This window comes from Kribbella kalugense, assembly GCF_004365875.1.
Taxonomy (GTDB): Bacteria; Actinomycetota; Actinomycetes; order Propionibacteriales; family Kribbellaceae; genus Kribbella; species Kribbella kalugense.
The window spans coordinates 1,797,666-1,817,822 of sequence record NZ_SODF01000002.1; the positions used below are offsets into that span (position 1 = coordinate 1,797,666).

The window sequence follows — 20,157 nt, forward strand, 5'->3', positions numbered from 1 at the left end:
GGAGCCCGGTCGGGCTGAGGGGTCCTGGCCGCGACGGCCCGTGGTGCATCTGGGAGACCGGATGGACCACGGGCCGTTCTCCTGTCCACAAAGGGTGGCGAGTTGGCCCGACGACCGTCTACGGTGCCGCGCATGACCGACTGGGCGCAGGTGCGCGACACGGACTACGCGGTCCCTTCCGATCGATCGCTGGACGAGCTGGTGGCCGAGCTGGTGGGCATGCTGCGCTCACCGGATCCGGTGGTGCGGGACCGGCAGGCGTACGCCGTGCTCGCGACCTGGATCGGGCGTGGAGTGCTGTCGACGGAGCAGTTGCGGGCACTGGGCGACCAGATGGTGCCGCGGTTCGGCGACCCAGAGCTCCAGGCGCGGACGTTCGCGCCGTTGATCCTGGACTCGATCGTGACCGCCGGCGTCTTCGAGCCGAGCTGGGTGCCGCCGTTCGAGCGCTGGTACGTCGCCGAGGAGGACCTGCGCGGGTACGACGAGAAGCTCGGTTGGCTGCACGCGGTCGCACATGGTGCGGACCTGCTCGGGACACTCGGGCTGCACCCGGCCGTGGAGCCGGTCCAGATGCTCCGGCTCGGGATCGGGCGGCTGCTGACGCCGACGTCGTACGTACTGCGGGACATGGAGGACGACCGGCTCGGGTACGCGCTGGCGGCCACACTCACTCGCGACGACCTGACCGACTCCGACGCGACCAGCTGGCTGGACCCGGCGCTGCGGGCGTTGTCGAACCCACCGGTCGAAGGGATCACGCCCGAGGTGACGAACACGCTGCGGACGTTGCGGGTGCTCTACGTGCTGGCAGACCACGGTCTGCGGGTGGGAGATGAGAAATTGCTCACCCGGATTCCGCGAAGCGAGCAGGTAAAGACAAAGCTGGCCGACGTGTTCCGGATCGTCACGCCGTACTATCTCTGACGTTCCGGTGGCGGTCCGGAGGCTCAAGGCAACTACCTGGCGGGGTACGGCGCATCCGACTTTCGTCTCGACTTTCCCTGAATCCTCCCCGAGAAACGGCACGTCGCGGTCCAGGGCGGAGTACAGGTGGTTCCAGGTGGCAGTAGAGCCCCCGTCCGTGACAAGGTCTCTGCTGGCAGGCCATGGCCCCCTCCCATGGTGGTGCCAACGCCACTACCTGAGTAGTGCCAACACCATCAGATCTGGTCCCTGGCGAGGTTAGCTTTGAGTCACAAGCCGTCGGGGGCAGCGGGTTCTAGAGAGGGCGCGAGGAAAGTCATGGTTGCGACATACCTGAAGAGATGGGTCGGCAACCGCATTCTCAGCAGGACCACCCGGAAGGGTGGTCTCGACCTGTCGAAGATGCGGATGTTCCCCAGCCAGGTTTCGATGCCGCTGCGCAGGCAGGGCCTCGACCCGGTGCCGGAGCTGGCACAGGTCCGGGAGACCGAGCCGGTGCACAAGCTGGCTCATCTGTTCGGGCTGAACGTCTGGGTGGTCAGCGGTCACGCCGAGGCGAAGGCCGTGCTGGCCGACACCACCAACTTCAGCAACGACATCCGGCCGCTGGTCGGCTCCGACCCGAACAAGCCGTCCGAGGGCATCGGCGGGCTCGGGTTCACCGATCCGCCGGACCACACCCGGCTGCGCAAGCTGCTCACCCCCGAGTTCACCAAGCGCCGGCTGGCCCGGCTGGAGCCGGCGATCGAGAAGATCGTCAACGACCAGCTGGACCTGATGGAGGCGAAGGGACCGGTCGCGGACATCGTGGCCGACTTCGCCTTCAACGTGCCGTTCCTGCTGATCGCCGACCTGCTCGGCGTCGAAGAGTCCGACCGGGATCGGTTCCGCGCGCTAGGCCCGGCTCGGTTCGACCTGTCCGGTGGCGGCATCGGGGTGTTCGGGTCGGCGTCGGAGTCGCGGGACTTCCTGTTCGAGATCGTCCGCAAGCAGCGGGCGAACCCGGGCGACGGGCTGATCGGCTCGATCATCCGCGAGCAGGGTGACGACCTGGACGACGTCGAGCTCGGTGGACTCGCGGACGGCGTGTTCCTGGGCGGGTACGAGACGTCGGCGAGCATGCTCGCGCTCGGCACGCTGGTGCTGCTGCGCGACCCGGAGAACTTCGAACGGATCCGGAACGAGCCGGGCGCGGTCGACGTGATCGTCGAGGAGCTGCTGCGGTACCTGACCGTCGTACAGGTCGCGTTCCCGCGGTTCGCCCGGCACGACCAGGAGCTGTTCGGTCACCAGGTGAAGAAGGGCGATCTGGTCGCGGTGTCGTTGTCCGGGGCGGACCGGGACAAGCAGGTCTTCGGCCAGGACGCTGAGGACTTCTACCCCCGTCGTACCGTGTCGTCCGCGCATCTCGCCTTCGGCCACGGCATGCACCGCTGCGTCGGCGCCGAGCTGGCCCGGATGGAGCTCCGCGCCGCCTTCACAGCCCTCGCCCACCGCTTCCCGGACCTGTCGCTCGCCATCCCGGAGGACCAGCTCCGCTTCCGCGACTTCTCCATCGTGTACGGCGTAGAAACCCTCCCCGTCCGCCTCCACGCCACCGCCGCCGAACAGGTAGCCGGCTGACGAGGCACCGGTCAGCCTAGGAGGTTGAGCCGGTCTGCGAAGGCTGAGAGGTCGTCCAGGGTTGGTGGGTTGACGACCAAGCGGGTCACGCCTTCGGCCTCGTACGCCGCTACTGCTTGGGGAGTGAGGTCGGTCGAGGCCCAGCGGGTGTACTCGAGGTCGTCTCGGCCGGCGGTCTTGCGGACGAGGTCCCACTGGGTCGCGCGCTCGGCCGGAGTCAACGCGCCGCCGGGAAAGTAGCCGTCACCGCGTAGGCCGGCCCGGCGGGCTGCGGCTCGGCTGGAGCCGCCGATGTGGATCGGGAGGGGCGCGAGCGGCTGCGGGAAGCTACACAGGTCCTTGAAGGCGAAGAACTCGCCGGAATGGCTCACCCCGTCCGCGCCACCCGACCACAGCAGCCGCAGTACGTCGATCGCCTCGTCGGTACGACGGCCACGCGTTGCGAAGTCGACGCCGATCGCCTCCGCCTCACCCGGGAGGTTTCCCAGCCCCACGGTCAGCAGGCGCATCCGGCCCTTCGAGAGTCCGTCGATCGTCGCGAGACGCTTCGCCAGCACGACCGGATGGTGATACGGCAGCAGCAACACCGCCGTACCCAAGAGGATCCGCTCGGTCGCGGCCGCGACGAACGCGAGCAGGTCGAGCGGATCGGCGTACGGCAACGTGGGCGGCAGTTCGAAGCCGCCGAAGGTGGCGCCGGGGTAGAGCGCCACGTGCTCGGGGACGTAGAAACCCTCGTATCCACAGGCCTCCGCGTGCTGTGCGTAGCTGACCAGTTTGTCCGGATCCATGCCCTGAAAGGGCGTGCTGTAGCTCACGGCGAACTTCATCCCGCCACCCTAGAACTCTGCCCTTGGGGGCAAGGCAAAACGGAACTGGTCGTTCTCGACAGTAGTCTCGTTGTGGCACTAGGTGGTCGATGGCCGGTTCGGGTCGTGACAGGAGTGGGGGTGGGTGGTCACAATGGGCGGTCCGGCCCGAAGTGCGGGTGACGGATCAGGGAAGGCCGCCGGCGGGTATGGGTAGTGGCGAGATGGCGACGGGTGACGCGCTGACCGACCGGATCGCCGCCGCGATGACCGCCGCTCAATCGGGTGGGCATGCGAGTGCGGCGGCCGAGATCGAGGCGATCAGGGTCGAGCTCGGTGGCGTGCCGAGTTACCGGTTGGCGGCCGCGGAGTACGTGCGTGGTGTCACGGCGCACCATGCCAGCGACGCCGACGAAGCCCTGCGCGCGGTCGATGCCTGTATCGAGGTCGCCCGCGCGATCGACGAGCCCGGCTGGGAGGCGAACGCGCTCCCGATCCGCATCATCAACCTGGCCCGCAGCGGCCGCGGTGGCGACACGGTCAACGATCTGGTCGCGGCCGAGGCGGCGCTGAGCCGGACCAGGGATCCAGGGCTGACCGCCTGGGCACACACCGGACTCGGCTACGCGTACGACGTCCTACGGCTTTTCGAACTGTGCATTCCGCATTACGAGCTCGCCTCCACGCTCCACAACGATGTGTTCGAGCTGGCCGAGTCCGAGGCGATCGACCGGCTGAACCTCGCCGAGACGTACCTGCGCTGGGCGCACGAACTCGAGCGGCTCGGCGATCCTTTGTATACAAGGGAGATCGAGGAGCGCTTCGCGTCGGCGGCGTACTGGTCGCGGGAGGCCGAGCGGGTGCTGGTCGACGACGAGAGCCAGGAGTTCTGGCGACTCAGCGCCCGGCTGTGGATCGCGGCCGCCGCGACCGCTGCCAATCCGGGCAAGGCGGTCGCCGATCTGACCGAGCTCAGGGACGAGATCAGCAAGCTCGGCGAGACCGAGCGGCTCGCGCTCGCGGGCGCCTACCTGGCCCGGGCCCTGCAGGCGCAGGGGAAGACCGACGAGGCCAAGGCCGCCGCGGACCGGGCCGCCGACGACCTGATCCCGTTGGCCGACCCATCGACTCACGTTCTGGTCCTGCAGACCCGTTCGGAGATCGGGGCAGCCGACGGTACGCCGGGAGCCGTTGCAGGCTTGGCGTATGCGCGTTCGGTCGCCCGCGGCTGGTGGAAGGAGCGGCAGCGCGCGCTGAACGCCGTACGGCATGCGCTTGCCGTCCACGATCTGCCGGCCAGGCACGACGCCGAATGGCATGCGGCCCGTCAGGATCCGCTGACCGGCGTCGGCAATCGCCGCGCCCTGGACGAGCGGCTGACCGCGGCCCGCGACTCGGGGCGTGCAGTCACGTTGCTCGCCATCGATGTAGACGACCTCAAGATCGTCAACGACACGTTCGGGCACGCCTGTGGGGACGAATTGCTGCAGGTTGTGGCAAATCTCCTGGTAGAACAGGCGCGAGCCACCGACGCCGTGGTTCGATCGGGTGGCGACGAGTTCTTCGTGGTCCTCGACCAGCCCGACGCCAAGGGCGGCGCCCAGCTGGCCGAGCGGATCCGGGTCGCGGTCGAGGCGATCGCAGCCACGACGGAGAAGCCGTGGCTGCGCCGGCTCGGGCTGAGTCTCGGGTACGCCGCGACCGCCGAAGGGCTCGGGGTCGAGCAGTTGGTCGCCCAGGCGGACCGGCGTCTTTACCAGGACAAGCGCCGCAAGAAACTGATGGGCGCCACCGGAGCGTGAGGCAGGTAGGGGAGAAGTGGTGCGCGAGACGGCGGGGGTGACGGCGCGGATCGCGGCGGCGATGACACGAGCGCAGTCGGGCAGTCCGGCCGAGGCTGCGCTCGAGATCAACGCGCTGCTGGTCGAGCTGGGTCCGGAGCCGAGCCCTGAGCGTGCCGCGGCCGAGTTTGTGCGGGCCGTCGCGGCGCATCACGGCGCCGACTCGATCGAGGCGCTGGACGCCGTCGACGGCTGTATCCGGGTCGCCCGCGCGATCGACGAGCCGGGCTGGGAAGCCAACGCGATCGCGATCCGGATCGTTACGCTGATCCGCACCGGCGAGGGCGGTGACTCGGTCGCCGACCTGGTCGCCGCGGAGAACGCGCTGTCCCGGACTCGCGATCTCGGGCTGGCCGGCTGGGCGCACACCGGACTGGGGTACGCATACGACCTGCTCCGGCTGTACGAGCTGTGCATCCCGCACTTCGAGCTGGCCGCCGAAGGCGATCACGATCCGCTCGGCCTGCTCGAGGCGCCGGCGATCAACCGGCTGAACCTGGCCGAGTCGAATCTGCGGTGGGCGCACGAGCTCGAGCGTCTCGGCGACACGACGTACGACGCAGAGATCCAGGAGCGCCGGCGGTCCGCGCATCGGTGGGCAGGTGAGGCGGTCGAGGTGATTCTTGCGGCCGATCTGCTCGGGTACTGGCCGATGGCCGGGCGGATGTGGCTGGCGGCGAGCAACGACGACGGGGACGCAGCCGAGGCGGCGGTGATCCTGAAGGACTGCCGGGACCAGCTCGCGAAGCTGGGTGATCTCGAGCTGGCGGCGATCGCTGGCGCGTACCTGGCAAAGGCGTACCTCTCGCTCGGGCGGATCGCCGACGCGATGGAGGCCGCGGACCGGTCGGCGAGTGACCTGCCGCCGACGTCGGATCCGCCGGTGGAGGCGCTGATCCGGCACACCGCCGTACAGATCGTGGCTGAGTCCGGGGACGCCGGTGCGGCGACCGGGCTGCAGTATGCGCGGGCGATCAGCAGAGGCTGGTGGGCGGAGCGGTTGCGCGGGCTGTACGCCGTACGGAGCGCGCTGGCCAACCATGAGCTCTCGATCCGGCACGATGCCGAGTGGCGGGCGGCTCGGGAGGATCCGCTGACCGGTGTGGGTAATCGGCGTGCTCTGGACGAGCGCATGTCGGTGGCGCACGCGTCTGGTCGATCGGTTGCGGTGATCGCGCTCGACGTGGACAACCTGAAGGTGGTCAACGACAGCTACGGGCATGCGCGCGGGGATGAGGTACTGCGACGTGTCGGGCAGCTGCTGACCGAGCAGTGTCGCGCGGAGGACGTGGTGGCACGGGCGGGCGGTGACGAATTCGTCGTCGTACTGGACAACCCGGACGAGCGGGGTGCGCCGGAGCTGGTCGAGCGGATCAGAGCTGCCGCGGATCGAGAGGCTGCGCGGGCGGAGGCGCCTTGGTTCGCGATGCTGCGGCTGAGTGTTGGGCAGGCGAGTAGTACTGACGGTACGGCGGTCAGCGACCTGCTGACCGAGGCGGACCGGCAGATGTACGCCGAGAAGCGCCGACGCCGGGCTCAGTAGTCGAGAAAGCCTTCTATGACAAGGCGTCTGACCTGCGGCAGGTATTCGGTGAGTACGTCGACCAGCGGGCGGTCCATCAGGTCGGCGAGGGCCGCGAGGATCTGGCCGGTGCTCAGCTCGCCGTCGCAGGCGCCGACGAAGCCGGCGAGCACAGTGTCGACCTGCTCGGCCCGGCGCATCCCGCGTTGCCTTCGCAGGACGATGGTGGCCGGGTCCTCGGCGCCTGGCTGACCTGTGGTCTCTTGGATGACGTCGTCGGCGACCTGCAGGTGCATGGCGGTCAGGTCGGCCGGTAGGCCTTCCAGGCGTTCGAACCGGTGCAGGACGTGCGGACCGATCGGACGCTCGATCTCGTACGGCCAGGACTCGGCGTCGAGGGTGCCTGCGACGTTGTGGAGGGTGATCCAGCCCATGCCGATCGCCTCGACATCCTGATCGTCGAGGTAGCGCATCCACTCGTCGTACCGGATTGTGTACTGCGGTGTGCCGTGGAGGCCGGCGTCGCGTAGCCAGAGTTCGACGTACTCAGAGGGGTCGAGCTGCTCACGCTGGACTGCCCAGGCGGACCGATCGCCTGTCCAGGTGGCGATGCGGTCCTGCCAGTCCTGGCCGCGGACGCAGGTCCAGTTGGCGAGTAGTTGGCACCAGCCGCCGTCGGTCAGGTGGGTCGGCGCTTGTTTTACGAGCTGCTCGACTACGGCGTCGCCGGTGAAGTGGGTCTCGCGGTAGGTCAGGTCGCCGTCTGGTGGGGAGATGACGTACGGCGGGTTGCTGACGATCAGGTCGAAGCGCTCGCCGCTGACCGGCTCGTAGAGGCTGCCATCGCGGATGTCTAGGTCGATGCGGTTGAGGGCGGCCGTCGCTTTTGCGAGTTGGAGGGCACGCGGGTTGACGTCGGTGGCGACGAGTTGGTTGACGCGGTCGGCGAGGTGCAGCGACTGGATGCCGCATCCGGTCCCGATGTCGAGCGCACGCTCGGCCTTGATCGGGACAGTGAGGTGAATCAGGCTGAGACTGGCCGGCGCGATACCGAGCACGTAGTCCGCCCGCATCGGCTCCCGCCGCCCGTCGAGCCCCGGGGTGAGGTCGGCAACCACCCACCACTCCTGCCCATCCTCCGCAAACGGCCGCAGGTCGAGGATCGCCCTCGCTTGGCCTCCTGAGGTCGCGATGATGCCCAGAGCAACCAGATCAACCCCCGGAAACGCCTTGCTAACAAGCTCTTCCGGGACGGTCCGCTGCAGCAGGAACAGCCGGATCATGGTGTCGAGCGCGTCCCCGGATCCGGTCCGCCGTACCGCCGGAGCGGTCTCATTCCGAGCCAGCGCCCCGTTCGCCTGCGAGCCGAGCCGCTCCGCCACCCCATCCACGGTGTACCCCGCGGCCGCGAACGCCTCCCGCAACCGATCCACGTCGTACCCTGTCAACTGCGTCACGCGCACATCCTCGCATCCCTTGCCCACTGAGCTGGAGGGTTGCCCCCTCAGATTCTCAGGGGGCAACCCTCCAGTTGCGGGGTTAACCCCCGAGTTGGAGGGTTGTCCCGTTTGAGGCGGCCGGGGTGGTTAGGGGTTGCAGGTTAGTTTGGGGTTGGCCCAGTCGGCGTGGTCGCTGGTGTTGCCGTCGCCTCCGTCGGTTACCTGGAGGGTCAGGGTTTGGGCGCCGGTTACGTCGACTGTGGTGGTGGCGGTGGGGCTGGTGCCGGTTAGTTGGTCGGATGTGTATTTGGCGGTGCCGTCGGTGAGGACCTTGAAGGTGACCTTGCCTCGGTCGTCGACCTCGTCGTCGACGCCTAGTTGGCTGGTGAAGCTGGTGCAGTTGCCGCCGAGGCGGACACTCACCGACGACGGGGCGTGTGCTCCGAGGCCTTTGGCATAAACGACGCCGTCCAGTGTGATCGGGGCGCCGTCGCCGGCGGCGTCCTCGCCGTTGCTGTGGTCGCGTTCGACCGGACCCCAGCCGTTCGTCGAGTCGAGGAACTCCAGGTCGCTGACCCAATTCTCCCCGGTGGGTGCCGGTGGCAACGGTTTGTCGGCAATGGTTGCCGCGAAGAACCCGAGCCCACCGCCGGGCAGCTTGATCGCCTTCACCGTCTTCCCAGGATCGAGCGGTACGGCGGTGTAGAAGACGCGATAGTCCGTCGTCGTATTGCCCAGACCCGCTGGTGTGTAACGGCCCTTGACCGAGACAGCGAGTGAGGCTCCACCCGTTGTCGGATCCTGACAGCACCAGTTGGGTAGCTGGAAGGTGCCCTCGGACGTCGAGCCGTCGGTGTAGATGATCGTCACCGTCCCGCGAGCGTTCAGACTGGCGCCCGCACCCAGTAGCGCGAGATGCGAGCCGGTGCCCGAGACAAGGATCGGAGCCGATTGGTTCTTCACCAGGTTCGGCGTACCGGGTGCTCCGGTCGGCCAGGTGAAGTCGGCGCCCTGGACGGTGACCGTCGCCCCGGGCTTGTATCCGGCCGCGGCGAGGGCCTCGCCGTTGTAGCTGTCGCCAGATCCGTCGAAGTTGCCCTGGGCATAGGTCGCGGCATCGGTGACACCAACGACATTCGATGCTTGTGACAACGATGCGTACGGCAACTCCGCCGTCGCCGAGGCCGTGTTCGAGTAACTCTTGCCTTGAGCAACGTACGACGCCTTCAAGGTCAGCGTGAAGCTCGCCGGTTTCACATCAGCGCCGGGCGTGACCTGGAGCTTGGTGGTGACCGTCTTCCCAGGAGCGACGCTGGCAAAGGTGTTCTGACCGGAAACGTTCCAGCCGGTGGGCACGGCGACATCCAGACTGACGTTGCGCACGGTGGTACGGGTGTCGTTGCGGAAGGAAGCAGTCACCTCGGTGGCCTGACCCGGAGCGTTCCACAGGGATGGCGTGGTCAGCTCAGGGGTGCCGAAGGTGTTGGCGACATCAGGTCCACCGACGGAGGACGTGCCGAGCAGGCGGACGACAGCGTTCCGCGAGGTCGGGATCGAGGCGGTTTGAACCTGGACGACCCCGTTCGAGTAGGTCCACTTGGCCGGTCGTCCGTCGATGGTCACGTTGTGCGGCGCGGTGCCGGTGTGGACAGTCAGCTCGTACGGACGTGCGGCCGGCTTCCCGGCGTACGAACCGACGCTGGCGCCGATGTTCACCGTCACATCACCACGGCCCTGCGTCGGTGCGTTGACCGTGAACGTCTGCGTCGCCGACTTGGTCGACCTGGTCACCCGGTCGTCCTCGTACATGCTGAACGACGACTTGCCCGACGGGTAGATGTCGACCGTGACGCGGTCGCCAAACCCTTGCTCGGCGGCGTTGTTGATGCCGGACTTCCACATCGGCACCACCGCGCCCGCCTTGACGAACAACGGCAGCGTGTCGAGCGCCGCGTGGTACCCGTTCACCGTGGTCGGTCCCTGGTAGACGCGCCCGGTCCAGTAGTCGACCCACTTGCCGGCGGGCAGGTAGATCCCGTTCTTCACCTCGTCCGCGCCGTACATCGGCGCGACCAGGAACTCCTTGCCGGCCAGGAATTCGTACTTCGTCGTGTCGTCCCACGTCTTCGGGTCGTTCGGGTACTCCAGCACCAGCGACCGGTTCAGCGGAGCTCCGGTCCGGTGCGCCTCGGCGGCGTACGTGTAGAAGTACGGCAGCAACCGCTCCCGCAGCTTCAGGTACTTGCGGTTGATCGAGGTGTACGGGTCGCCGTACGCCCATGGCTGCTTGTACGCCGGAGTCGACCAGCCGGACATGCTCATGAAGGCCGGGTTGAACACCTTCCACTGCAGATCACGCACGTACGACGTGGCCGATCCACCGAAGATCCCGTCCACATCGCCGGCGCTGTAAGCGATCCCGGAGTTGCCGGAGCCGGTGATCGCCGGGATCTGCCACTTGATCGCGTCCAGCGAACCGCTGTGGTCACCGGTCCACTGCACCGCGCACCGCTGCGCGCCGGCCCAGCCCTCGACCATCCAGGCGAACCCACGAGCGTTGCTGTACTGCTCGATCCCGTCATGCGCCGTGTCACAAGCACTCAACGCGTATCGGTACCCCGGACCGACCCATGCGACATCCAGCTTCCGGACCCGTACGCCGGCGTCGATCTCGGCCGGCTGCCGGTCCAGCGAGGACTGCGTCCACAGACCCATCTGGATGTTGCGCGCGTTCAACTCGTCACCGGTCTGCTTGAGAGCAGGAATGTCCCGCTTGCCCCACCAGGTGCCGTCGACCTGCTCGGAGTCGGTGTTGGCGGAGTACCCGCAGCCGTAGTCGTCGTTGACCAGCATCCAGCCGCCGGGCATGTCCTCGTCCTTGAAGCGCTGCGCGACCTTCACCGCGTCCAGCGTGGTCACCTTGTCCGGGTTGACCTTCCAGTCGTTGCTGGGGTCCGGGTCCGTCCCGTAGTGACCGCGGTTGTAGCAGTCCGAGTCGCCGTACTCGAGGCCGTAGATCGGCGGCATGAACGGGCGGCCGGTGAGCTCGGTGTAGCGGTCGAGCGAGGTCTTCAGGTCGCCGACGAAGTAGTACGCGTCGAACCGCTTCTCGTCGTGCGTAGTCACAACCGGACTAGTGAAGCTGTAACTACCCGGGCTGAACGTGTTGCGAAGTACGCCGTACCCCGCGGTGCTCATGTAGTACGGCGATGCGTTCGGGTTGCCGCCGTCCTCCCAGTTGAAGTCCTTGGAGATCTTGATCGTCTCGTCGCGATGCGAGAAGCGGCCGTTCTGCATGCCGCCACCGAAGAACTGCTCGTTCGCACCACGGCCGAGGGTCTGCGTCGCGGAGCTGTCGGTCCACGACAGCGGCGCGGTCTCGGACCAGACCAGCTGACCGTTCGACCGGTACAGCGAGAACTTCAGCGGGCTCTTCTGCGCCCGGACCTCGATCTTGCCGGTCGTGAGCGAGTAGTAGCTGCCGCGATCCCGCCACGCCGTCCGCGGCGTTCCGTAGTCGGTCTTGGCGACGATGTTCGATGCGGGGGCGGTCGGGTCGGTGGGCGGTGTGTTGGCCGGGTCGGTGAAGTTCCCGTCCGGCGCAAGCCAGAGGCGGAACACGTCGTCCATCAGGAAGACGACCCGAACCTTCGCGGCGCCCGCACTGATGGTGTACGTCGCTTTGTCGGCCGAGAAGGCCGTGATGTCACCGAGCGTGGTGCCGGCGGCCCGGGCCGGACCCGCGGTGAGCACGAGTGCACCGGCGAGGAGGGCCAAGGCGACTACTGAACGTTTCATGCGGACAAAGATGCTCACGAGTGCCTCATTTCACGCATCTATGAACAAGATGGCGACATTGAAGCTCACCGGAGACCAGTTGTCACGAGGTCGGCCGTGACGAAGTTGAGACGGTGTCGCCATCACGGGGTGAAACAGGGCGATGACGATGAGTCGCATGGCGAACCTGCGTCCCACCAGCCCCAGCAGTCACAGACTCACCAGGCGGCACCTCCTGACCGCCGGTCTGGCCGGCGGCCTGGCGCTGGCCGCCCCGGGGCTCGCCCACGCCGCGCCGATCGACCCGGACCGGATTCGGGCAGCGGGCGACCCGAACTTCCATCCGGTGAAGTTCCGGCTCCCGGCGCCGACCGGCCGGAAGGCGCTCGGGACGACCGCGATCCACCTGCGCGACCGGTCGCGCCCGGATCCGAGCATGCCCAGCGGTCAGCGTGAGTTGATGATCAGTCTCTGGTACCCGGCCTCGATGTTCGGCTCCGCTCCCATCGCGAAGTACATGCCGGCGCGGACCGCGGTCGCGGTCGACGACGCGTGGACGGGTGAGTACGGCCTCGCGCTGCCGACCGGATCGTTCGACTTCGCCGCCACCGAGACGCATTCGCGCGTCGACGCACCGATGCAGCCCCTGCGGCATCCCGTCGTACTGTTCTCACCCGGCTACCAGTACAACCGGTTCGTGAACACCGCGCAGGTCGAGGACCTCGCCAGCCGCGGGTACGTCGTGGTGACGATCGACCACTCGCACGAGACGCCGGTGGAGTTCCCGGGTGGACGGTTCCTGCCGGGTGCGACGGAGTCCGAGCCGCCCGGTCCGGACCAGATCCGGACGGCGGTCGAGACCCGGACCGCGGACGCGCGATTCGTGCTGGACCAGTTGGAGCGGCTCGCGGCCGGGCAGAACATCGATGCCGACGGCAAAGATCTCCCGGACGGGCTCGCGGACGGGCTGGACCTGCGCAAGATCGGCATGTTCGGCTTCTCGCTCGGCGGCTACACGACCGCGAACGCGATGCTGCAGGACAAGCGGATCTCGGCCGGCATCGACCTCGACGGCACGCTCCAGGACGACCGGATCAAGGGGCCGCTCGGCGACGTCGCGGAGCAGGGGCTGGATCGGCCGTTCCTGCTGTTCGGTTCGGGCGAGACGCAGCGGACCGATCCGGCCAAGGAGTACTACGACAAGTCGTGGGCCGGCTTCTGGGCCGCGCAGCGCGGCGGCAAGCTCAACCTGACCCTGACCAACTCCAAGCAGAAGGCGTTCACCGACTACCAGTTCATCTTCTCCCAGCTGTTCCACGACATCTACGGCGAGGACCCGATCATCACGTCCGTGACCAAGGCTCTGGTCGGGGGCGCCAAACCGGCACGGAGCGTGCTGGCCCAGCGCGAGTACCTCGCCGCGTTCTTCGACCTGACGCTGCGTCGCCGGCCGTCGCTTCTGCTCCGCGGCGACTCCCCCAAATTTCCCGAGGTGCGTTTCGCCCGCTGAGACGGCGTACCCTCAAAAAGAGTCGCGGCGCTTACCGTGGCGAGATCGCGACGCGCGGTGACGGACGGGGCTGTTCGCCGTCGTCTGGAACACTCAGGACGGCGCGGTCGGAAACCCGGGGAGGTGTAACCGGGGCCTGACCGGTTACCGTGCGTTGAGAAATGCGTTGCCGTCGGCCGTACTCTGTCCTCGGGCGGGGTCGGTGGGTGCTCGGGGGAACAGACGTCGGTACAGCGTTGTTCGATCTGGGACGTTGTCGGCAGGACGAGAGTAGGGAGCGCAGTGGCAGGGGCAGCAGGGACGAAGACAGGCACCCGGTTGGTGATCGTCGAGTCGCCGAAGAAGGCGCGGATGATCGCCGGCTTCCTCGGGTCCGGGTACGTGGTGGAGTCCAGCTTCGGCCACATCCGGGACCTGCCGAGCGGCGCGGACGAGATCCCGGCGAAGTACAAGGGCCTGCCCTGGGCCCGGCTCGGCGTGAACGTCGAGGACCACTTCGACCCGCTGTACGTCGTACCGGCCGACAAGAAGGCCCAGATCCGCAAGCTGAAGGATCTGCTCAAGGGCGCCGACGAACTCTTCCTCGCCACCGATGAGGACCGCGAGGGCGAGGCGATCGCCTGGCACCTGCTGGAGGAGCTGAAGCCGACCGTCCCGGTCAAGCGGATGGTCTTCCACGAGATCACCCCGAAGGCGATCCAGGACGCGGTCGGCAACGCCCGCGACATCGACGAGGACCTGGTCGATGCGCAGGAGGCGCGCCGGATCCTCGACCGGCTGTACGGCTACGAGGTCTCGCCGGTGCTGTGGAAGAAGGTCATGCCGAAGCTGTCGGCGGGCCGGGTGCAGTCGGTCGCGATCCGGATGGTGGTCGACCGCGAGCGGGAGCGGATCGCTTTCCGGAGTGCGTCGTACTGGGATCTCGATGCAACCCTCGACGCCGGTGAGAGCCGGACGCCGCGGCAGTTCCCTTCCCGCCTGGTCTCGGTGGACAGCAAGCGGGTGGCGCAGGGCCGCGACTTCAGCTCGATCGGTGAGCTCAAGGGCGCGAACACGGTCCACTTGGACGAGCAGGCCGCGACCGCGCTGGCCGGTGCGCTGCGCGACTCGCAGTTCACCGTCCGGTCGATCGAGTCCAAGCCGTACTCGCGCAAGCCGTACGCGCCGTTCCGGACCACCACGCTGCAGCAGGAGGCCGGCCGCAAGCTCGGCATGTCCGCGTCGCAGACGATGCAGGTCGCCCAGCGGCTGTACGAGAACGGCAACATCACCTATATGCGTACCGACAGCGTCACGCTGTCGGAGACCGCGATCACCGCGGCCCGGGCCCAGGTCCGCGAGCTGTACGGCGCGTCGTACCTGCCGGACAAGCCGCGGGTCTACACCTCCAAGGTGAAGAACGCCCAGGAGGCGCACGAGGCGATCCGGCCGGCCGGTGAGCACTTCCAGACCCCGGCGCAGACCGGTCTCACCGGCACCGAGTTCCGGCTCTACGAGCTGATCTGGATGCGGACGATCGCGTCCCAGATGCGGGACGCGATCGGCAACAGCGTCTCGATCAAGATCGACGCCAAGGCCTCGACCGGCGAGAACTGCGAGTTCACCTCGTCCGGCCGGGTGATCACCTTCCACGGCTTCCTCAAGGCGTACGTCGAGGGGCAGGACGACCCGTCGGCCGGCAGTGACGACCAGGAGACCCGGCTGCCGGACGTGGCCGAGGGCGACGTACTCCCGGCCGTCGAGGTGATCGCCTCCGGGCACGAGACCAAGCCGCCGGCGCGTTACACCGAAGCCACGCTGGTCGGTGGGCTCGAAGAGCGCGAGATCGGGCGGCCGTCGACGTACGCGTCGATCATCGGGACGATCCAGGCCCGCGGGTACGTCTACAAGAAGGGCACCGCACTGGTGCCGGCCTGGCTGGCGTTCGCGGTGGTCCGGCTGCTCGAGGAGCACTTCACCCGGCTGGTGGACTACGCGTTCACGGCGACGATGGAGGACGTGCTCGACGAGGTCGCGGCCGGTGACCTGCAGCGCGAGGGTGTGCTGGACCGGTTCTACTTCGGCGACGCCGACCTCGAGGGCCTGCACTCGATGGTGAACGACCTGGGCGACATCGACGCCCGGGAGATGTCGACGTTCGCCGTCGGCGGGGACGACAGCGGGATCGTCGTTCGCGTCGGCCGGTACGGGCCGTACGTCGAGGACAAGGACGAGCGGCGTGCGAACGTGCCGGAGGACCTGCCGCCGGACGAGCTGACCGTCGACAAGGCCCTCGAGCTGCTGGAGCAGCCGTCGGGTGTCGAGACCGAGCTCGGTACGGCGCCGGACACCGGCCTGAAGGTGGTCGCGAAGGCCGGGCGGTTCGGGCCGTACGTGACCGAGGTCCTGCCCGAGGACGCGCCGAAGAGCGCTAAGCCGCGGACCGGGTCGCTGCTCAAGTCGATGACGCTGGACAGCATCGGTCTGGACGACGCGATGAAGCTGCTCTCGCTGCCGCGAGTGGTCGGGACGGACCCCTCGAACGGTGAGGAGATCACCGCGCAGAACGGTCGCTACGGGCCGTACCTGAAGAAGGGCACGGACTCGCGGTCGCTGGCGACCGAGGAGCAGATGTTCGACATCACTCTCGACGAAGCGCTCAAGATCTACTCCGAGCCGAAGCAGCGAGGTCGGCGCGCGGCCGCGCCGCCGCTGAAGGAGCTCGGCGAGGACCCGGAGTCGAAGAAGCCAGTTGTGGTGAAGGAGGGTCGCTTCGGTCCGTACGTCACCGACGGGGAAACGAACGCGACGCTCCGCAAGGACGACTCGGTGGACACGATCTCGCTGCTGCGTGCGGCCGAGCTGCTGGCGGACAAGCGAGCCCGCGGCCCGGTGAAGAAGACCGCCCGCAAGGCGCCCGCGAAGAAGACGGCCGCGAAGAAGACGACTACGAAGAAGACCGCCGCCAAAAAGACGACGGCCAAGAAGGCCACCACAAAGAAGACCGCGACGGCCAAGAAAACGGCGGCAAAGAAGTCCTGAGGCGATGGCAAAGGAGCGCGGATGACGAGTGCGACTGAGGTCAGCGCGCAGCGGTTGCGGGAGCGGGGCGAGCGGGTCACGCCTGCTCGGCTCGCGGTGGTCGAGGTGCTCGCGGGGACCGAGGAGCACCTGAGCGCCGAGCAGATCGGCGAGCGAGCCGAGCAGTTGCGCCCGGGCATCCACCGCGCGACCGTCTACCGCGCGCTCGACGCGCTCGGCGAGTTCGGACTTGTCACGCACGTGCATCTCGGTCGGGCAGGCACGACGTACCACCTGGCCGGCGACCTCGCCCCGCGGCACCTGCATCTCCGCTGCTCCGAGTGCGGCACGGTGTACGACGCCCCCGGCGACATCCTCGAGTCCGCCCGCAAGAAGCTCTCCCGCGAACTCGGCTTCCACCTCGCCCCCGAACAGGTAGCCCTAGTCGGAGTCTGCAAGAACTGCCAGGCCTGACCACTCTCACCCGCCGCCCGCCTCCGCCGTCCGCGCCGCCGCCCGTCTCCGCCGTCCGCGGCCAGGTGAGGGGTCAACCCCTCACCTGGCCGGTTGCGGACCCGGATTCTCCGGGGGCAACCGACCAACTCGGGGGTTGACCCCTCAGACGCGCGTCGGACGGGGAGGGCGCGTGTGGTCGGAACGGGGCTGTATCGGCGTGGGCTGTCCATATTTGTTCATCGGTGTGGAATCGTGAACAGAGTTGGCCTAGGGTCGGGGTCTGTGACCTATGTCGAGGACTTTGCTTCCGGTGAGAACGTGTTGGCCCCGCGGGCCTGGCTGGACGACGACTCCGGGCGGGTGCCGCTCAGCGGGGACTGGAGTTTCCGGTTGTCGCCGACGGTGGCGGACGCGCCGGACGACCTGAAGGACCCGGACATCTCCGGCTGGGACACGATCGCGGTCCCGGGCCACTGGCAGTTGAGCGGGTACGGCGCCCCGGCGTACACGAACGTGGTCTATCCGTTCCCGCTCGAGCCGCCGTACGTGCCGACGGACAACCCGACCGGCGACTACGTCCGTACCGTCACCGTCCCGGCGGACTTCGGCGGCGCGCGGATCGTGCTCCGGTTCGAGGGCGTGGACTCGCGGTTCGCGGTGTTCGTGAACGGCTCGGCCGTGGGTTGGTCGTCGGGGTCGCGACTGGCGTCGGAGTTCGACGTCACCGAGTTGGTTGCTCCGGGCAAGGAAGCGCAGATCGCGGTCCGCGTGCACCAGTGGTCGGCCGGCAGTTACGTCGAGGACCAGGACATGTGGTGGCTGTCCGGGATCTTCCGCGAGGTCAACCTGCTCGCGATCCGACCGGAGGCTCCGACCGACGTCTTCGTCAAGGCCGCGTGGGACCACATCGACGGCGAGGGAACCTTGCTCGTCGAGTCCGACGTACCGGGCATTGTGACGGTCGCCGAGTTAGGTTTGGAGCTGCCGACCGGCGAGCACACCCGGATCGAGGGCGTGCAGCCGTGGAGCGCCGAGGTGCCGCGGCTGTACGACGCCGTACTGCGGACCGAGGGCGGCGAGGTCCGGCTGCGGATCGGGTTCCGGACGGTCGCGATCGTGGACGGGATCTTCACCGTCAACGGCAATCGGGTGCTGTTCAACGGCGTCAACCGGCACGAGTTCCACCCGGACCGCGGTCGGACGCTGACCGAGCAGGACATGCTGGACGACGTACTGATCATGAAGCGGGCCGGGATCAACGCGGTCCGCACCAGCCACTACCCGCCGCACCCGTACTTCTTGTCGCTGTGCGATGAGTATGGGTTGTACGTGATCGACGAGTGCGACCTGGAGTCGCACGGGTTCGGGTACGAGCCGCAGCCGCCGAAGCTGCCGAACCCGGTGATGGATCCGCGCTTCCGCGACGATCTGGTACTGCGGATGCAGCGGACGGTGCACCGGGACAAGAACCACGCGTCGATCGTGATCTGGTCGCTCGGCAACGAGTGCGGGATGGGCGAGAACCTCAAGGCGATGTACGACGCGGTGAAGGAGCTCGACCCGTCGCGGCCGGTGCACTACGAGCGCGACACCGAGGCGGAGTTCGTCGACATCTACTCGCGGATGTACACCTCGCCGGAGGGGTGTGCGGAGATCGGGGCGGACACATCGAAGTACCGGAACCTGCCGTTCATTCTGTGTGAGTACGGGCACGCGATGGGGAACGGGCCGGGTGGATTGCTCGACTACCGCGAGGTGTTCGAGAAGTACCCGCGGTGCCAGGGCGGGTTCATCTGGGAGTTCATCGACCACGGTCTGCGGACGACGATCGACGGGCGCGAGGTCTACGCGTACGGCGGTGACTTCGGCGAGACGATCCACGACGGGAACTTCGTGTGTGACGGGCTGCTGTTCCCGGACCGTACGCCGTCGCCGGGTATGCACGAATACGCGAAGGTGATCGAGCCGCTGCGGATCGTTGCTGACGGCAACCGTGTGTCGATCACGAACCGGTACGAGGTGCTGGACACGAGTCATCTGACCTTCACGACGGTGGTTGAGGCCGAGGGTGAGGTCGTCGGCAGCGGGAACCTGCCGGTGCCGGCAATCGCGCCCGGCGAGACCGTCTCGATCGAGCTGCCGCCGGGGGTCCTGAAGCAGAGCGAGCGCACGGAGGCGTGGCTCACGGTCACAGCCGAACTCACCGAGGCGACTTCATGGGCCGAGGCCGGCCGCCGCGTTGCCTGGGGCCAGATCCGGCTGGACGAGCCCGCCACGGCTGCTGGTGTTCCTACTGGTTCACCAGCCGAAGGAACAGCTGGTGTGCAGGGCATCAACGTCGCTGGTGTGCTGAATGCTCGGTTGGAGGTTTGGCGGGCGCCTATCGACAACGATGCGATTCCTGGGGTTGCGGCGGCCTGGCGGGAGCAGGGGTTGCATCGGGTGCAGCACCGGATCGTGTCGCAGGGTGAGCGGGATGGCGCCTGGGAGGTTGTCACTCGGACCGCTCCGCCTGCGCTGCAGTGGGGTCTGCGCAGTACGTGGCGCTGGACTGCGGTGGATGGCGCGGTCGTTCTGGACCTCAGCGTCGTACCGGAAGGTCTGTTCCCGGAGGTGCTGCCGCGGCTCGGCATCACGTTCGAACTGCCGAAGGTCGGGCGAGTCGAATGGTTCGGCACCGGCCCGAACGAGGCGTACGTCGACACCCGCGCGGCTGCCGCGGTCGGCAAGTACTCAGCCACGGTCGCCGAACTGCAGACGCCGTACGTCCGCCCCCAGGAGAACGGCCACCGCATCGACACCCGCTGGGCCCAACTGGACGGTCTACGCATCGAGGCGGTCGGCCAACTCTTCGGCCTGACCGTCCGCGACTGGACCACCCACGACCTCGAGACCGCCAAACACACCCCGGACCTGGTCCCCGGCGACACCACCTACGTCACCCTGGACCTAGCCCAAACCGGCGTAGGCACAGCCGCCTGCGGCCCAGCCCTCCCCGACCGCGACAAACTGAAGACGGCTCCGGCGCACCTGTCCCTCCGCTTCACCACCGCATAACCCAGCCCCGGACCGCTAGCCCATCACAACGACGGCGAATCCCACGCCCTCCCGCCTACGGAGGCCGTCGCCCCGCGATTGTGATGGCCTGGCGGTCCACGCCCGGACCCCGGCCACTCACCAAGCCGGAGCCGTCTGGGCGGATCACGCTCAGCTGCGGTCCGGCGTGGGCCCGGCGGGCGGGTTGGTGAGTGGC

The 20,157-nt window shown here is 67.9% G+C and carries 11 protein-coding genes; 8 read left to right on the plus strand and 3 right to left on the minus strand.

The window, feature by feature from the left end; genetic code table 11:
* Positions 1 to 132 precede the first annotated feature (132 nt).
* Both EV650_RS26530 and EV650_RS26535 read left to right on the plus strand, forming a co-directional pair.
* Complete coding sequence (locus EV650_RS26530; RefSeq protein WP_134121706.1) at positions 133 to 927, plus strand: DUF2785 domain-containing protein; 795 nt, start codon at positions 133 to 135, stop codon at positions 925 to 927.
* A 318-nt stretch (positions 928 to 1,245) separates the two neighbouring features.
* The gene (locus tag EV650_RS26535; protein WP_134121707.1) at positions 1,246 to 2,550 is read left to right on the plus strand and encodes a cytochrome P450; all 1,305 of its coding nucleotides are present in this window, start codon (positions 1,246 to 1,248) and stop codon (positions 2,548 to 2,550) included.
* A gap of 11 nt (positions 2,551 to 2,561) precedes the next feature.
* Here EV650_RS26535 and EV650_RS26540 read toward each other — a convergent pair whose 3' ends face one another.
* Complete coding sequence (locus tag EV650_RS26540; protein WP_134121708.1) at positions 2,562 to 3,380, minus strand: TIGR03619 family F420-dependent LLM class oxidoreductase; 819 nt, start codon at positions 3,378 to 3,380, stop codon at positions 2,562 to 2,564.
* A gap of 203 nt (positions 3,381 to 3,583) precedes the next feature.
* On the opposite strand from EV650_RS26540, the gene EV650_RS26545 reads away from it, so the two are divergent.
* A complete protein-coding gene (locus EV650_RS26545) occupies positions 3,584 to 5,161 on the plus strand; it encodes a GGDEF domain-containing protein (RefSeq protein WP_134121709.1) in 1,578 nt (525 codons plus the stop codon).
* A gap of 19 nt (positions 5,162 to 5,180) precedes the next feature.
* Positions 5,181 to 6,743, plus strand: a complete 1,563-nt coding sequence (locus EV650_RS26550; RefSeq protein WP_238174465.1) for a GGDEF domain-containing protein — start codon at positions 5,181 to 5,183, stop codon at positions 6,741 to 6,743.
* Here EV650_RS26550 and EV650_RS26555 read toward each other — a convergent pair.
* Both EV650_RS26555 and EV650_RS26560 read right to left on the minus strand, forming a co-directional pair.
* On the minus strand, positions 6,737 to 8,179 hold the full coding sequence (locus EV650_RS26555; protein WP_238174466.1) for a DUF7059 domain-containing protein: 1,443 nt from the start codon (positions 8,177 to 8,179) through the stop codon (positions 6,737 to 6,739). The two genes, EV650_RS26550 and EV650_RS26555, sit on opposite strands and share 7 nt — an antisense overlap.
* Before the next feature lie 129 nt (positions 8,180 to 8,308).
* A complete protein-coding gene (locus EV650_RS26560) occupies positions 8,309 to 11,959 on the minus strand; it encodes an NPCBM/NEW2 domain-containing protein (RefSeq protein WP_134121711.1) in 3,651 nt (1,216 codons plus the stop codon).
* Positions 11,960 to 12,116: 157 nt separating this feature from the next.
* Here EV650_RS26560 and EV650_RS26565 point away from each other — a divergent pair, with 157 nt between their 5' ends.
* From EV650_RS26565 to EV650_RS26580, 4 genes are all read left to right on the plus strand, one after another.
* Complete coding sequence (locus EV650_RS26565; protein WP_134121712.1) at positions 12,117 to 13,448, plus strand: alpha/beta hydrolase family protein; 1,332 nt, start codon at positions 12,117 to 12,119, stop codon at positions 13,446 to 13,448.
* Positions 13,449 to 13,730: 282 nt separating this feature from the next.
* Positions 13,731 to 16,469: a type I DNA topoisomerase gene (topA, locus tag EV650_RS26570; protein WP_134121713.1), complete on the plus strand. Its 2,739-nt coding sequence runs from the start codon at positions 13,731 to 13,733 to the stop codon at positions 16,467 to 16,469.
* Positions 16,470 to 16,490: 21 nt separating this feature from the next.
* Positions 16,491 to 16,922 carry a Fur family transcriptional regulator gene (locus tag EV650_RS26575; RefSeq protein ID WP_134121714.1) on the plus strand — a complete coding sequence of 144 codons (432 nt, stop codon included), beginning with the start codon at positions 16,491 to 16,493 and terminating at the stop codon, positions 16,920 to 16,922.
* A 264-nt stretch (positions 16,923 to 17,186) separates the two neighbouring features.
* Positions 17,187 to 19,961, plus strand: coding sequence for a glycoside hydrolase family 2 TIM barrel-domain containing protein (locus tag EV650_RS26580; protein ID WP_238174467.1), 2,775 nt, complete (start codon positions 17,187 to 17,189; stop codon positions 19,959 to 19,961).
* Positions 19,962 to 20,157: the final 196 nt, after the last annotated feature.